This is a genomic window from Gemmatimonadaceae bacterium, assembly GCA_016720905.1.
Lineage (GTDB): Bacteria > Gemmatimonadota > Gemmatimonadetes > Gemmatimonadales > Gemmatimonadaceae > Gemmatimonas.
In genome coordinates this window covers 440457-455725 of record JADKJT010000002.1, presented here as the reverse complement: position 1 = coordinate 455725, position 15269 = coordinate 440457, and the positions used below count along the sequence as shown (strand labels likewise).

13 protein-coding genes and 1 pseudogene are annotated in these 15269 nt (G+C 65.0%); 13 read left to right on the top strand and 1 reads right to left on the bottom strand.

From position 1 onward, the window contains the following. Positions 1–79: 79 nt before the first annotated feature. From IPP90_04265 to IPP90_04235, 7 genes are all read left to right on the top strand, one after another. Positions 80–802, top strand: coding sequence for an ABC transporter ATP-binding protein (locus IPP90_04265; GenBank protein MBL0169937.1), 723 nt, complete (start codon positions 80–82; stop codon positions 800–802). Beyond that, the gene (locus tag IPP90_04260) at positions 802–1641 is read left to right on the top strand and encodes an ABC transporter permease (GenBank protein ID MBL0169936.1); all 840 of its coding nucleotides are present in this window, start codon (positions 802–804) and stop codon (positions 1639–1641) included. Before IPP90_04265 ends, IPP90_04260 begins: the two co-directional genes overlap by 1 nt. A 115-nt stretch (positions 1642–1756) precedes the next feature. Beyond that, positions 1757–3496, top strand: coding sequence for an ABC transporter ATP-binding protein (locus tag IPP90_04255; protein ID MBL0169935.1), 1740 nt, complete (start codon positions 1757–1759; stop codon positions 3494–3496). Further along, entirely contained in the window at positions 3493–4329 is an 837-nt protein-coding gene (locus IPP90_04250; GenBank protein MBL0169934.1) for a class I SAM-dependent methyltransferase, read from the top strand. The genes IPP90_04255 and IPP90_04250 overlap by 4 nt, the downstream gene beginning before the upstream one ends. 138 nt (positions 4330–4467) lie before the next feature. Continuing rightward, a complete protein-coding gene (locus IPP90_04245) occupies positions 4468–5724 on the top strand; it encodes an NAD(P)/FAD-dependent oxidoreductase (GenBank protein ID MBL0169933.1) in 1257 nt (418 codons plus the stop codon). Positions 5725–5737: 13 nt separating this feature from the next. Next, a complete protein-coding gene (locus IPP90_04240; protein MBL0169932.1) occupies positions 5738–6043 on the top strand; it encodes a TusE/DsrC/DsvC family sulfur relay protein in 306 nt (101 codons plus the stop codon). 38 nt (positions 6044–6081) lie between these two features. Next, positions 6082–6549 (top strand): DsrE/DsrF/DrsH-like family protein, encoded by a 468-nt coding sequence (locus IPP90_04235; GenBank protein MBL0169931.1) that lies wholly within the window; start codon positions 6082–6084, stop codon positions 6547–6549. A gap of 64 nt (positions 6550–6613) precedes the next feature. On the opposite strand, the gene IPP90_04230 is transcribed toward IPP90_04235, so the two are convergent. Continuing rightward, positions 6614–7624: a dihydroorotate dehydrogenase-like protein gene (locus IPP90_04230; protein MBL0169930.1), complete on the bottom strand. Its 1011-nt coding sequence runs from the start codon at positions 7622–7624 to the stop codon at positions 6614–6616. A gap of 166 nt (positions 7625–7790) precedes the next feature. Between IPP90_04230 and IPP90_04225 the strand changes: the two genes are divergently transcribed. The 6 genes and pseudogenes from IPP90_04225 to IPP90_04200 all read left to right on the top strand — a co-directional run bounded on the left by IPP90_04225 (position 7791) and on the right by IPP90_04200 (position 15088). Then, entirely contained in the window at positions 7791–9092 is a 1302-nt protein-coding gene (locus IPP90_04225) for an alpha-hydroxy-acid oxidizing protein (GenBank protein ID MBL0169929.1), read from the top strand. A gap of 37 nt (positions 9093–9129) precedes the next feature. Then, on the top strand, positions 9130–9639 hold the full coding sequence (locus IPP90_04220; protein MBL0169928.1) for an NAD(P)H-dependent oxidoreductase subunit E: 510 nt from the start codon (positions 9130–9132) through the stop codon (positions 9637–9639). A gap of 8 nt (positions 9640–9647) precedes the next feature. After that, a complete protein-coding gene (locus IPP90_04215; protein MBL0169927.1) occupies positions 9648–11165 on the top strand; it encodes a formate dehydrogenase in 1518 nt (505 codons plus the stop codon). A 15-nt stretch (positions 11166–11180) separates the two neighbouring features. Beyond that, positions 11181–14026: pseudogene (gene fdhF, locus IPP90_04210) on the top strand (formate dehydrogenase subunit alpha). Then, positions 14013–14867: a formate dehydrogenase accessory sulfurtransferase FdhD gene (gene fdhD / locus IPP90_04205; GenBank protein MBL0169926.1), complete on the top strand. Its 855-nt coding sequence runs from the start codon at positions 14013–14015 to the stop codon at positions 14865–14867. The pseudogene fdhF and the gene fdhD overlap by 14 nt, the downstream one beginning before the upstream one ends. Then, positions 14864–15088: a formate dehydrogenase subunit delta gene (locus tag IPP90_04200; protein ID MBL0169925.1), complete on the top strand. Its 225-nt coding sequence runs from the start codon at positions 14864–14866 to the stop codon at positions 15086–15088. The genes fdhD and IPP90_04200 overlap by 4 nt, the downstream gene beginning before the upstream one ends. Positions 15089–15269: the final 181 nt, after the last annotated feature.

Genomic DNA, 15269 nt, shown 5'->3' with positions numbered 1-15269 from the left:
CGCGACGCGCCCTGCGCGCCCCGACACGCACTTCGCGTGTGAGCGGGTCGGGCACACGTTTTTTGGCGACCGTGGCGCGGTGGAAGCGCTGGCGGCGCTATCGCTGACGGTGAAGGAACACGAATTCGTATGCGTGGTGGGACCAAGCGGCTGCGGCAAGTCGACGTTGCTGCGCATCATTGCCGGCCTGCAAGCGCCATCGAGCGGCCGCGTGATCTTTCGTGATGCGAGCGCCACGTCCACGACGCATGGTGGCGTACGCGGCGGACTGGTGGTGCAGGAGCATGGCACCTTTCCGTGGATGACGGTCATCGACAACGTCGCGTTCGGACTCGAGATGCAGGGCATGGCGCGTGGGCCGCGTCGACTGCTGGCGATGGCGTATCTCGAACGCGTCGGGTTGTCCGCGTTTGCCGATCACTATCCGCACGAACTGTCGGTTGGCATGCGGCAACGTCTGGGTATCGGGCGGGCCATGGTCACCGACGCGCCGCTGCTGCTCATGGATGAGCCGTTCGGGGCGCTGGATGCGCAAACACGCCGTCGCATGCAGGACGAACTGCTGGGCATCTGGGCGGCCGACCGACGCACGGCGTTGTTCGTCACGCACGACATCGAGGAGGCGGTGCTGCTCGGTGATCGGGTCATTGTCATGTCCGGTCGGCCGGGTCGCGTGCTGGCCGACATTCCGGTGCCGTTTGCGCGTCCACGCGACCTGCGACGCGACGTGGTCGAGTCGCGCGCCATTGTCGACGAAATCTGGCGCCTGCTCGATGCCTCGCCGTCGCCGGCGGTCGCCTAGTGTCGGTCATTCGCTCCACCCCACCGCAGGGTGCCGCACCGGACGTCTCGTCGGACGCATCGCCGGCCGCGACGTCGTGGCAGTGGTCCGCGCGATTTTTCGGCGTGTGGCTGGTGCTTATCGTCGTCTGGGAACTCGTCGTGCGGACCGGACTGCGCACGGGCCTGTTCATGCCGCCGCCATCCAGCATTGTCATGTCCTTGGGTCGGATGATCGGCAATGGCACCTTGTTCGGGCATCTGTCCGCCACACTGGGCCGCATCGCGCTCGGCCTGGCGGTTGGTGGGAGTGCGGGACTGGCGCTTGGTCTCGGCATGGGAACGTCGAGGCGTCTGCGACATGCCATGGACCCCGTGATTGCCGCCCTGCACCCCATTCCGCGCCTGGCCTTCTTCCCGCTGCTCATCGTGATCTTCGGCATCGGTGAGTATTCAAAGGTGGCGGCCGTGTCGCTTGGCGCGTTCTTCCCGATGCTGCTCAACACGCTGGCCGGCATTCGTGGGCTCAACCCGGTGCACCTCGAGTTGGCGCGCTGCTATGGCGCCAACCGGTGGCAGATGTTCACGCGCATCCTGGTGCCCGGCAGCATGCCGCTCATCCTGACCGGTGTGCGGCTGTCCGCCAACGTGGCCTTCCACGCTACGGTGGGCGTCGAGATGATCGGTTCCCGAAACGGCATCGGGTCGATGTTGTGGCTGTCGTGGCAGACGTTTCACATCAATCAGCTGTATGCGTTGCTGATCGTGATCGCCACCATCGGCATTGTGCTGTCGCTGCTGATTCGCGCCCTGTCCGCGCGCCTCATGCCGTGGTTGGTGGACCGCCGGATTGCCGGGTGACCGCGCCGTTGCGGATGTTCCCGCGCGGCGACCGACCCACGCGCGCCGAGGACCTGTTGCGGACCCGCCCGCGCGACGCGCGTCCGGGTCCGTCTGGCGCGAGGCGCGCAACCTGATGACACGACATCGTCGTCATGTGGTCCTGGGTGTGGTGCTCACGCTGATCAGCCGTCTCGCCGGACTCGTCTTGCCGGCGAGTTCAAAGTATTTCATCGACCGGGTGCTGGTGGATGGTCGCCGCGACCAGCTCCTGCCGCTGGCGGGGCTGGTGATGCTGGCGACGCTGGTCCAGGCCGCGAGTGGCTACGCCGTGGCCCGAGTGCTGGGTGAGGCGGCGCAGCGTGCGGTCGGTGAGATGCGCCGCCGGCTGTCGGCGCATGTGCTGCGCCTGCCGGTGTCGCAATTCGACGCCACGCAAACCGGCGTGCTTATCTCACGCATCATGAGCGATCCGGAAGGCATCCGGAATCTGCTGGGCTCGGGGTTTGTGCAACTGCTGGGCGGATTGGTGACCGCCAGTGCGGCATTGGGGGTGCTCCTCTGGATTGACTGGCGCATGACGGGTGTCATGATGCTCTGGCTGGCGGCGATGGGTGGTGGCGTTGCGTACGCGTTTTCAACACTGCGACCCGTCAATCGCGAGCGCAGCCAGGAGTATGCGCGCGTAACGGGTCGCCTGGCGGAGTCGCTGAGTGGCATCCGCATTGTGAAGGCGTACATCGCCGAACGCCGTGAGAACCTGGTGTTCGCACGCGGTGTCCACCGCATCGTCAGGCTGTCGGCGACGACGATCTCCGGATGGTCGGTCGTCGGCGCACTGACCGCGCTGGTCGTCGGCGGTATCGCGGCGACGCTCATTCTGATGGGTGGCCAGTCGGTATTGAATGGTACGCGCACGCTGGGCGACCTGGCCATGTATGCGCTGTTCACCGGATTGGTGGCGGCGCCGCTCATTCAGGTGGCACAAGTTGGCACACAGCTGTCGGATGCGCTGGCGGGTCTGGAACGTGCGCGCGACCTGCTCGATCAGGATACGGAAGACGGGTGGGCGGCGGGGCGCGCGTCCGCGCCGAAATTCCGTGGCGCCGTGACATTCGAGCATGTCGACTTTCACTATCGGGCGGATGTGGCGGTGCTGCGTGATCTCTCGTTCGAGGCGCCAGCGGGCTCCACTACGGCGCTGGTGGGCACCAGCGGTTCGGGCAAGAGCACGCTGCTGGGACTGCTGGCGGCGTTCTATCGACCCACGGCCGGGCGCATCGTCATCGATGGTTCGGATATCACCGCCTACGATTTGCATTCGTACCGCGCGCAGCTGGGTCTGGTGTTGCAGGACACGTTCCTGTTTGACGGGACGATTCTGGACAACATCCGCTTTGCGCGACCTGACACGACACTCGAGGCCGTGCGACAGGTGGCCGCCGTGGCGCACTGCGACGAGTTCATTGCCCGCCTGCCGGACGCCTACGAGACCATCGTCGGGGAACGGGGCGTCAAGCTGTCGGGAGGCCAACGTCAGCGCGTGGCGATCGCGCGCGCGCTCCTGGCCGACCCGTCCATCCTGCTGCTGGACGAGGCGACATCGAGCCTGGACAGCGAAAGCGAGGCGTTGATCCAGCAGGGCCTCGATGCGCTGCGCCGGGGGCGCACGACGTTTGTCATTGCCCATCGATTGTCCACCATTCTGAGCGCCGACCAGATCCTCGTGCTCGACGGTGGACAGGTGATCGAACGCGGTACCCATGCGGCACTGCTCGCGCATGGTGGGCGCTATGCGCGCCTGTACGATCAACAGCAATGCACGGCGCGCAACCGATTCGTGAACCCGGGTGAAGAGTTGGCCGACACCCCATGAGCCTGGCAACGCCACCCAATGGCGCGTACTGGGATGACATCGCCATTGCCGTCGGCCAGCACGATCCGTCCGCAACCTGGCGCGCCTACATGCAGGCCGCCTATCGCGATCTGCTCACCCGGTGGTTCGCGGGCACGCACCCCGGTCCGACGCTCAAGACCGACCTCTTCGAGGAGGCGGTCACGCCGCATCACCTGTTTCACGATCTGGGCACGCAGGGGATCGGCCTGGATGTGTCGCCCGGTGTCGTGCATTCGGCCGCGCGTCGTCTCAGCCTCGACGCAAGCGTTCGGTCGGCGCCGCTGCTGGTTGCCGATCTCCGCCATGTGCCGCTGGCGGATGGATGTCTCCAACGCATTCTCTCGGGATCGTCGCTGGATCACTTCGAGCACAAGCGCGACATCGCGGTGGCGCTCGCCGAACTGGAGCGCTGTCTGGCCCCGGGCGGCGTACTGGTGGTGACGTTTGACAACCCGCACAATCCGGTGGTGCGCCTGCGAAACGGCCTGCCATTCCGCTGGATGGCGGCCGTGAAACTGGTCCCGTACTTCGTCGGCGCGACCTACACCCGCACGGAGGTGCGGCGGACGCTGACCGCGCTGGGCCTCCGCATCACGGACGAGTCGGCCATCGTGCATGTGCCGCGGGCGCCCGCCATCTGGATCAGCGTGCTGCGCGAGCGTCTTGGACGCCGTGGCGTCTCGGCCACGCTGTTGCGCCTGTTTCGGACGTGGGACCGGTTGGAGTCGACCGTGTTGCGCTATCGCACCGGGTACTACCTCGCGGTGCGGGTGGAGAAACCACCTGGTGAGACCGGTCACGAGCACGCGTAGGCCGGCGGGCACCCTCCGCCCCTCAGGGAAACCCGCACTCAATCTCCAGCCTTTCCCGACGCGACGGCCGAGCGGTCAGGATACCATATAACTGTAAGGTTATACAGAGATATTTTAGATCGGGTTTCGGAGAGGCAGATGCAACCAACCACGCGGCATATCGTGATTCTCGGCGGTGGCACCGCCGGGACCATCATGGCCAACCGTCTTGCGCGACATTACGCCGGCGACATCAAGTCCGGCGAGATCGATATCACCGTCGTTGATGAAAACGACGTGCATGTGTACCAGCCCGGGCTGTTGTTCCTCCCGTTTGGCATGTATGACGCCGACGACATCGTGAAGCCGCGTGGCAAGCAGCTGCCGTCGTCGGCGCACTATCTGCAAGCCCGGATTGCGCAGGTGGACAGCGCCCAGTCGCGGGTGCTGCTGGAGAACGGCACCGCGCTGCCGTATGACGTGCTCATCATTGCCACCGGCACGCGCACGGCGCCCGAAGAAACCGAAGGCATGACGGGCCCTGGCTGGCAGGAAAAGGTCTTCGATTGGTACACGCTGGAAGGGTCGCGCGCCCTGGCCAAGGCACTGTCCACGTTCGAAGGCGGCAATCTGGTGATTTCCATTACGGACATGCCCATCAAGTGCCCGGTGGCTCCGTTGGAATTCGCCTTTCTGGCCGATTGGTATCTGCAGGAGCGCGGTATTCGCGACAAAGTCACGATTTCCTATGTGACGCCGTTGGACGCGGCATTCACCAAGAAGGCCGCGGCGGCCGCGCTCGCGCATCTGCTCGAAGAGAAGGGCATCCAGCTGGTCACGGAGTTCGCCACCGGCAGCATTGATGGCGCCGCGGGCAAGCTGGTGTCGTTCGACGAGCGGGAAGTGCCGTTCGACCTGCTGGCGGTGGTGCCGGTGCACGCCGGCGCGGAGTTCCTCACGAAGACGCCAGGGCTGGCCAATGCCATGGGTTTCGTGAAGACGGATCCCGCCACCCTGCAGTCGCAGCACCAACCCAATATTTTCGCCCTGGGTGATGCCACCGACGTACCGGCGTCCAAGGCCGGTTCGGTGGCGCACTTCGAGGCCGAAGTGTTGGAGCAGAACGTGATTCGTTTTCTCGACGGCAAGCCGTTCACGGACACGTTTGATGGACATGCCAATTGCTTCATCGAGACCGGATTTCACAAGGCATTGCTCATTGACTTCAACTACGACACCGACCCGGTGTCCGGTCACTTCCCGTTCAGCGTCGGTCCGTTGACGCTGCTCAAGGAGAGTCGGCTCAATCACCTGGGCAAGATGGCGTTCAAGTACGTGTACTGGCACGCGCTGTTGCCCGGCTACGACCTGCCGGGTGTCCCCACGCACATGTCCCTCTCGGGCAAGGATCTATAAAGTGTCTACGACGATGTTTGCCGGCGCGACCGTCGAAGTCGATAGCGAAGGCTTCCTGCAGGACCCGGCACAATGGACGAAGGAAATCGCGGAAGCGATCGCGGCAGCCAACGGCATTCCAGAGCTGACCGATCGCCACTGGCTGGTGCTGCACTTCATGCGTGACACGTTTCTCACCACGGGCACCGCGCCAACCATTCGCAGCCTGGGCAAAGAGTCGGGCGTCGAGGTGAAGGAATTGTACAAGCTCTTCCCCAAGGGCCCCGCAAAACTGGCCGCCAAGATCTGCGGCATCCCCAAACCCCATGGGTGCATCTGATGACTGACACCATGCACGCACCGATGGACGCGGCCACCATGCCGGCCCCCATCGAGAAGGTTTCCATCATCGTGTCCAAAGGATCCCTGGAAGGGATCTACCCGGCGCTCATCATGGCCAATGGCGCGCGAATGGAAGGTATTGAAGCCAATGTCTTCTTCACCTTCTTTGGAATGGATGCGGTGACCAAGTCCCGCATGGAGCACATCAAGGTGGCGACGGTCGGCAACCCGGGGCTGCACATCCCCACCATGCTGGGTGGGCTGCCGGGCATGTCGTCGTTTGTGACTGCGCAAATGGAAAAGAAAATGGCGACGCTCGACATTCCGCCTATTCCGGAATTCATTCAATTGCTGGCCGACTCCGGCGCCAAGCTGTTCCTGTGCAAGGCGTCGGTGGACATGTTCGACCTCAAGCGTGACGACTTCATCGACGCGATGGACAGCATCATCACCGTCGGCGAATTCTATCAAATGGCGGCGGGCGGACAGATCATCTTCACCTGACGTCCCGTCGTGAACCAATGAACCACACGGGCGCCTGTCATCCGACAGACGCCCGTTCTGGCCTTCAGTGCCGCGGCACGCGCGGCCGCCATCCGTCCAGCACCCGGATATAGTTCACGCGTTCCCACAGGTACGCGTCGGGCGTGGTGCTGAGTGCCAGCGCCCCGCGTGCGTCGTCACTCGATGCATAGCCCGACGCCGTCAACCAGGCCGTCAGTTCGCCAAGGACGACGCCTACGTGCGACGGACCGTGCTGGAGCAGCGCCGACGTCAACTGCATCACGTCGGCCCCGCACAGGAGGGCCTTCGCTGCGTCGCGACCCGTGTGCACACCGCCGCTGCAGGCGAGCGACATCGAGATGGCCGGTGACAGGATGGCCAGCGCGTGCAGTCGCAACGGCAGTTCGTGTGGGTGCGACAGCGTAAGCCGCCGGTCAACGGTCAGGGTGTCAAGATCGATGTCCGGTTGGCAGAACCGATTGAACAGTGTGACCCCCGCGGCACCTGCCTTCTCCAGACGGCGGACAAACGCCGGAATCGACGTGTAGAACGGGCTGATCTTCACCGCCACCGGAATGTCGACCGTGCGCAAGACATCGTCCACGATCGCCAACTGTCGCTCCTCCACGAACCGGCTGTTCTCGTCGGTCGCCGTGACGACGTCATACAGATTGAGTTCGATGGCGCTGGCCCCGCGCACCGAGCAGGCGCGCGCATATTCGGTCCATCCCCCAGGCGTGGTGCCGTTGAGCGATGCCACCACCGGTACGTTGACGCGCCGGCGCAACCGCTCCAGTTGCTTGAGGTACGCGTCAGCCCCCATCGCAAACACGTCGACGTCCGAGCCCGTCTGGCGAGCCTCGGCGTCACGGTCGGCGCGTGCATCCACGAAGTGGTGCGCCGCGAGGTGCTCATGCGCGACCTGCTCCTCGAACAGCGAGTACATCACCACCGCTCCGGCCCCGTGGTCGACAGCGCTGGCAATGGCCTCCTCATCATGCGACAACGGACCCGCGCCGACGACAATGGGCGAGGTCAGCGTGAGGCCCAGCCACTTGGTCGTCATTTCGGTCATCGGCGCGCTCCTCCGGTAATGGCGTATCGACGATGATCGGGGGTGCCGGGCACGGCCGCTGTCAGGAGATGCGGGCCATGACGCGGTGGATTCCCTGACCCGATGCCACCGAGCTGACATACGTCCCCGACTGGACAATCCGGCGTCCGGCAAGCCTCTTACCCGCATGCCAAACCTTGAGCCATCTCGTCGCCAATTCCTGGCCTTCCTGGCCGCCAGCCCATTGCTGGCCGCCGCGGGTTTCGATACCGAGGCCCTCAAGCGGCTCGTTGATGAATCACCGCACGGGGCCGAACGCGTTCTGGGACTGGCGCAACACGCCGCACAGCAGGACACGCTGTCGGCCGCCGGCATCAAGGCCGCCAAGGATGCCCTCAGTGTGTTTGATTTTGAATCCGTCGCCAAGCAGAAGATTCCCATCGCGCATTGGGGGTACCTGGCCACCGGCACCGATGACGATCGGACCATTCAAGCCAACCGCGACGGATTCGATCACTGGGCCCTGCGGCCGCGTCGACTGATTGATGTCAGCATGATCGATGCGAGTGTCTCGCTGTACGGGACGCGCTATCCCACGCCCATCATCATCAATCCGGTCGGCAGTCAGAAGGCGTTTCATCCCGAGGGAGAAATCGCGGTGGCGCGTGCGGCCAAGGCCCGTGATCACCTGCAGGTGCTGTCCACCGTCGCCACGACGTCCATTGAAGACGCCATTGCCGCGCGCGGCGGACCGGTGTGGTTCCAGCTCTATCACCAGCAGGATTGGGCCATCACCAGGCAGATGGTGCAGCGCGCCGAACGGGCCGGTGCGCCGGCCATTGTGTTCACGGTCGACCTGCTCGGGGGCAGCAATCGCGAGACCATGGTGCGCGAGGCGCGGAAGGACACGCGCGAGTGCATCAAGTGTCATCTGGGCGGCGCGCCGCTGCCCGGCGTGAGCGGCCGGGTGGATGATCGCGATAATCGTCGCAAGCCCAACCTGGTGGGCTATCAGCAGCTCACGCCCATTCCCGAAGTGGGTACGCCCAGCTGGGAGTTCATCGACCGGCTCAAGAACGCGACCCGCATGAAGGTGCTCATCAAGGGCATCGTGACGAAGGAAGACGCCCAGATCGCGGTGAAGCGCGGTGTGGACGGCCTGTTCGTGTCCAACCATGGTGGCCGAGCGGAGAACTCTATGCGCGCCACGATCACGTCGCTCCCCGACGTGCTGCAGGGGACACTGGGCAAGATCCCGGTTATTTGTGACGGCGGCTTCCGGCGTGGCACTGATATCTTCAAGGCGATGGCGCTCGGGGCCACCGCAATCGGCATCGGTCGACCGTACATCTGGGGGTTGGGCGCGTTCGGACAGGAAGGCGTGGAAACCGTGCTGGCGCTGTTGCGAAAGGAATTCGAATTGGCCATGAAGCAAAGCGGCACCACGACGCTGGCGAAGATCACCCGGGCGCATATCGAGGCGCGTTGACTAGCTTCCATCGACCTTGAGCAGAGGAGTTTCCGGGATGTCGGGTGTGGTACCATGGAGCACCAGCGCGGCCCTCGAGATCATCTCGGCGGAGTTGGCGAGCGCCCGCGCGTTCTACGGCGATGACGGAGTGGGCGCCACGGCCATGCTGCCCATCCTGCATGGGCTGCAGCGCACCTTCGGATACGTGCCGTCCGACGCGGTGCCGCTGATGGCGGCGTCGCTCAACGTGTCCAAGGCCGACGTGCGCGGCGTGATCAGTTTCTACCATGACTTTCTGCACGAGGCGCCCGGCCGTCACGTGGTGAAGCTCTGTCGCGCCGAAGCCTGCCAGGCCAACGGCTCGGAACGGATCGCCGCCCATCTGGCGGCACACCACGCCTTGCATCCGGGCACCACCACGGGCCACGTGACGCTGCAAAACGTCTACTGCCTTGGCAATTGCGCCCTGGGTCCGGCAGCCCTGGTTGATGACGACCTCCTGGCAGGGCTGGACGAGCGTGCGGCCGACCTGCTGGTTGCACGACTGCAACAGGCGCCGAAGTGAGTGCGCCGGTGAAGGTTTTCGTGTCCGGCGATGCGGCGTCACGGTCCGTGGGCGCGGATCGCACCGTGCAGGCCATCGCCGAGCAGGCCCGACAGCTTGGTCGCGACGTATCCATCGTGCGCACCGGCACCCGTGGCATGCTGTGGCTTGAGCCACTGGTCGAGGTGCAGACATCCACTGGTCGCGTGGCGTACGGACCGGTGACCCCCGATGATGTGCCCTCGTTGTTCGCGGCCGGGTTCCTCGACGGTGGTGCGCACACGCTCGGGCACGGAGGCACCGACGACATGCCGTGGCTCAAGCGGCAGCAGCGATTGATGTTTGCGCGGGTGGGCGTCATCGATCCGTTGTCGTTGGAGGACTACCGGGCGCACGGTGGCATGGTCGGCCTGGAGCGCGCACGCGCGCTGTCGAACGAGGCGCTGCTGCAGGAGATCGTGACCTCAGGGTTGCGGGGTCGTGGCGGCGCCGGATTCCCCACCGGCATCAAGTGGCGCACCGTGCGCCAGGCCGAGGCCGTACGGAAGTACATCGTCTGCAACGCCGATGAGGGCGATAGTGGCACATTCGCCGATCGCATGCTGATCGAGGGCGATCCGTTTTTGCTGCTGGAGGGCATGCTGATTGCGGGGCTCGCTGTCGGCGCGACGCGCGGCGTCGTCTACCTGCGTTCGGAGTATCCGCACGCCATCGCGACCATGCGACGCGCCATTGCCATCGCCCGCGAACACGACGTGCTGAACGAGGCGTTCGATGTCGACGTGCGCGTGGGCGGTGGCGCGTATGTCTGCGGTGAGGAAACCTCGCTGCTGGAGAGCATCGAGGGGCGACGCGGGCAGGTGCGGGCGAAACCGCCGCTGCCCGCCCATCACGGGCTCTTCGGTCGACCGACGGTGGTGAACAATGTGTTGTCGCTGGCCGCGGTTCCGTGGATTCTCGAACACGGGGGACAGGCGTACGCCGACTATGGCATGGGCCGCTCCCGCGGTTCGATGCCGATGCAGATCGCCGGCAACGTCCGCCACGGCGGGGTGTTCGAGTGTGCGTTTGGCATCACGCTGCGCGAACTGGTGTACGACCTGGGCGGTGGTACGTACAGCGGGCGACCGGTGCGCGCGGTGCAGGTGGGCGGTCCACTGGGTGCGTACTTCCCGGACTCGTTGCTGGACACACCGATGGATTACGAAGCGATGGCCGCCGCCGGTGGTCTGGTGGGGCATGGCGGCATTGTCGTCTTCGACGACACGGTCGATATGGCCAGGCAAGCGCGCTTTGCCTTCGAGTTCTGCGCCATCGAAAGCTGCGGCAAGTGCACGCCGTGTCGCATCGGATCGACGCGTGGCGTCGAGACACTGGACAAGGTGGCGCACGGTATCGAGCCGGCGCGCAACCTCGAGTTGGTGCAGGATCTGTGCACGCTGTTGACGGACGCTTCGCTGTGCGCACTGGGCGGCCTCACGCCGCTGCCGGTCATGAGTGCACTGACGCATTTTCGCGAGGACTTCGGTCCCCGCGCGACGGCCTGATTCGAGAAACCCGACATGACGTTGCTCAAGGAAGCGGATTTCGGAACGCCTGTCCGACCGCACACGCAGCAGGTGTCGCTGACGATTGACGGCGTGCCGGTGCAGGTGCCCAAGGGCACATCCATCATGGCGGCGGCGCGTATCCAAGGCACCGCCATCCCCAAACTGTGCGCCACCGATTCGCTGGAGGCCTTTGGCTCGTGCCGACTGTGTCTCGTGGAAATCGATGGCCGTCGCGGCACGCCGGCCTCGTGCACCACATTGGCCGAAGACGGGTTGGTGGTGCACACGCAGACGCCGCGGCTGGCGGCGCTGCGCAAGGGGGTCATGGAGTTGTACATCTCCGATCATCCACTCGATTGCCTCACCTGTTCGGCGAATGGCGATTGCGAGTTGCAGGACATGGCGGGCGCGGTGGGCCTGCGCGATGTGCGCTACGGCTACGACGGCGAGAAGCATCGCACCGAGGCGAAGGACGAGAGCAACCCGTACTTCACCTTCGATTCCTCCAAGTGCATCGTGTGCTCGCGGTGCGTGCGCGCGTGCGAGGAAGTGCAGGGGACGTTCGCGCTCACGATCCTGGGGCGCGGCCTGTCGTCCAAGGTGGCCACCGGCACGGCGGACTTTCTCTCATCCGAGTGTGTGTCCTGCGGCGCGTGTGTGCAGGCGTGTCCCACGGCCACGCTCAACGAGAAGACCGTCATCGAGCAGGGCACGCCAACCGGCGTGACCACCACCACGTGCGCGTACTGCGGCGTGGGGTGCGGCTTCCGTGCGGAAACGCAGGGCGACAAGGTCGTGCGGATGGTGCCGTGGAAGGAGGGCAAGGCCAACGAGGGTCACTCGTGCGTGAAAGGCCGGTTTGCCTGGGGCTACGCCACGCACAAGGACCGTGTCACGAAACCGATGATTCGCTCCAGGATCACCGATCCGTGGCGCGAAGTGTCCTGGGAAGAAGCATTCGCCTACGCCGCGTCGGAGTTCAAGCGCCTGCAGGCCACGTACGGACGCGACGCCGTGGGCGGCATCACGTCGTCGCGCTGCACGAACGAGGAAACCTTCCTGGTGCAGAAGCTGGTCAGCGCCGGTTTCGGCAACAACAACGTCGATACCTGCGCCCGGGTCTGCCACTCGCCCACGGGATACGGGCTCAAGAACACCTTCGGCACGTCGGCCGGCACGCAGGACTTCAAATCGGTCGCGCTCACCGATGTCATCCTCCTGATCGGCGCCAATCCCACCGACGCGCATCCGGTGTTCGCGTCGCGCATGAAGCGTCGGCTGCGCGACGGCGCGAAACTCATCGTGGCCGATCCGCGCCGCATCGATCTGGTGCGTTCGGCGCACGTGGAGGCCGCGCACCATCTGGCGCTGCTGCCAGGGACGAATGTCGCGCTGATCAACTCCATCGCGCACGTGGTGGTCACCGAGGGATTGGAGAAGGAAGACTATGTGCGTGAGCGGTGCGATCTGGCCGCGTTTGAGTCGTGGGCGCGCTTCATTGCCGGGGAGCAGAATTCGCCGGAAGCGATGGAGTCGATTACTGGCGTTCCCGCATCCGACGTGCGGGCGGCCGCGCGCCTGTTCGCAACCGCCGGCAACGGCGCCATCTACTACGGACTCGGCGTCACCGAACACAGCCAGGGGTCCACGATGGTCATGGGCATGGCCAATCTGGCCATGGCCACCGGGAACATCGGTCGCGAAGGCGTGGGCGTGAATCCGCTGCGCGGGCAGAACAACGTGCAAGGCGCCTGCGACATGGGCTCGTTCCCGCACGAGTACTCCGGCTATCGCCATGTCAGCGACGACGCCACGCGGGAGATGTTCGAACATCTGTGGGGCGTGCCGCTGTCCAGGGAACCCGGACTGCGCATTCCCAACATGCTGGATGAAGCGGTGTCGGGTGGCTTCAAGGGGCTGTACATCCAGGGCGAGGACATCGCGCAGTCCGACCCGGACACGCAGCACGTGGTGGCGGGACTGCAGGCCATGGAGTGCGTGGTGGTGCACGATCTGTTCCTGAACGAAACGGCTATGTACGCGCACGTGTTCTTCCCGGGCTCGTCGTTCCTGGAGAAGGACGGCACGTTCACCAACGCCGAGCGGCGCATCAGTCGCGTGCGCAAGGTCATGCCACCCATGGCGGGACTGGCCGACTGGGAAGTGACGTTGCGGTTCGCCGACGCGCTGGGCTATCCCATGCACTACTCCCATCCGTCGCAGGTGATGGACGAGATTGCCCGCTCACGCCAAGCTTCACGGGTGTGTCGTACGACAAGCTCGACGCCATGGGCTCGCTGCAATGGCCGTGCAATGCGGCCGCGCCCGATGGCACACCTGTCATGCACGTCGATCATTTCGTGCGCGGCAAGGGGCGTTTCATGCTCACCGAGTTCATTCCCACGGACGAACGCACCGGTGCACGCTTTCCGCTGTTGCTTACGACGGGTCGCATTCTGTCGCAGTACAACGTGGGGGCGCAGACGGCGCGCACCCCCAACAACGAATGGCACAACGAGGATGTGCTGGAAGTCCACCCGTTCGACGCCGAGAATCGCGGTATCAATACGGGTGATCGCGTGTTGCTGCAGAGTCGTTCGGGGGAAACGTCACTGCGGGCCGTGGTGTCCGAGCGCATGCAGCCTGGCGTCGTGTACACCACGTTCCATCATGCGCGAACGGGCGCCAACGTCGTCACCACCGATTATTCCGACTGGGCGACGAATTGTCCGGAGTACAAGGTGACCGCGGTGCAGGTGTCGCGCACCACGGGCATTACTGAGTGGCAGCAGGAAGAGCTCAGGCGGGAGTCGTTCCTGCGCCGCATCGAGCGGGTGGAGCCCGGTGTCGCTCGCTGATCTCCCCGCCTCGGCAGCGTCGCCGGCACGCACGGTCTGGTTTGACGGACGTGCCGACGCGGAGAGCACGCGCGAGATTCCGGTGGAGACCCCGGTCAATATCGTGTATGATGGCGCGCCGTTTGCGGTGATGATGGCCACGCCACAGGACCTTGAAGACTTCGCCTACGGGTTCAGCCTGACGGAAGGCGTGATTGCCGTCGCCAGCGACATTCGGCGGGTGGAATGCCAGCCGCAGGAGCGGGGGTTGGCGCTGCGGGTGTCGTTGGCGCCCGGTATCTCGCCACGCGCGGTGAGTCGGGAACGAAACACGGCCGGTCGCACCGGATGCGGCCTCTGCGGCATCGATCAATTGGACGCGCTGCCGATGGCGGCGGTTCGCACACGCGCACGCCATCACGTGGAGTTGTCGGCGATTCGTCGCGGACTCGACGCGCTGGAGCAACAGCAGGCCCTCAATCGGCTCACACACGCGGTGCATGCGGCGGCCTGGTGTTCGGCCAACGGTGATATCGTTGCGGTGCGGGAGGACGTCGGTCGTCACAACGCGCTCGACAAACTCCTGGGCGCGCTCCTGCGCGCCGGTCACCACGCGGCCGACGGTTTCCTCCTCATCACCAGTCGATGCTCGTTCGAAATGGTGGAGAAGGCGGCGGTCTACGGTGCGTCCACGATCGTGGCCATCTCGGCGCCCACGTCACTGGCCGTCGAGCGGGCGGTACTGCACGGCATGACATTGCTGGCGGTGGCGCGACGCGACAGTGCACTGGTGTTTCACGGCGCGGAATTCGTTCATGCGGGAGCGGCGGCCGTTGGCGCCGCGGGAGATGGTGTCACATGAAAGTGGAGACGCTGGTGCGCATGGCCAACGAGATTGCGCGCAATCTGCGATCGTTGCCGGGCGACGAGCCCCGAGTGGCCACGGCGGAGCATGTGCGGAGTTTCTGGACCCCGGGCATGCGCGCGAGTATCATGGCGCACGCCGAGGCTGGTGGCGCGGGGCTTGATCCGATCGCGCGGGACGCGGTGCGGTTACTGGGCGCACCAGCGGGCGCGGGGTAGCACCGTTGGGTGCGGGCGACAACGGCGAATTCCACCGCCAAGTGCGCCAAGTTCGCAAAGGACAGCGCGTAACATGAAAACCGCGTGTCAGCTGAAGCCCTGAAGGAGGGTAGTACTTGAACAAACACCCTGTCCTTCGCGTACTTGGCGCACTTGGCGGTAGAACGCTTTGGGGGATGTT

Coding starts and splice junctions, on each gene's coding strand:
- IPP90_04255 (MBL0169935.1), top strand. CDS start 1,757: ATGACACGACATCGTCGTCATGTGGTCCTGGGTGTGGTGCTCACGCTG.
- IPP90_04250 (MBL0169934.1), top strand. CDS start 3,493: ATGAGCCTGGCAACGCCACCCAATGGCGCGTACTGGGATGACATCGCC.
- IPP90_04245 (MBL0169933.1), top strand. CDS start 4,468: ATGCAACCAACCACGCGGCATATCGTGATTCTCGGCGGTGGCACCGCC.
- IPP90_04240 (MBL0169932.1), top strand. CDS start 5,738: ATGTTTGCCGGCGCGACCGTCGAAGTCGATAGCGAAGGCTTCCTGCAG.
- IPP90_04235 (MBL0169931.1), top strand. CDS start 6,082: ATGCCGGCCCCCATCGAGAAGGTTTCCATCATCGTGTCCAAAGGATCC.
- IPP90_04230 (MBL0169930.1), bottom strand. CDS start 7,624: ATGACCGAAATGACGACCAAGTGGCTGGGCCTCACGCTGACCTCGCCC.
- IPP90_04225 (MBL0169929.1), top strand. CDS start 7,791: ATGCCAAACCTTGAGCCATCTCGTCGCCAATTCCTGGCCTTCCTGGCC.
- IPP90_04220 (MBL0169928.1), top strand. CDS start 9,130: ATGTCGGGTGTGGTACCATGGAGCACCAGCGCGGCCCTCGAGATCATC.
- IPP90_04200 (MBL0169925.1), top strand. CDS start 14,864: ATGAAAGTGGAGACGCTGGTGCGCATGGCCAACGAGATTGCGCGCAAT.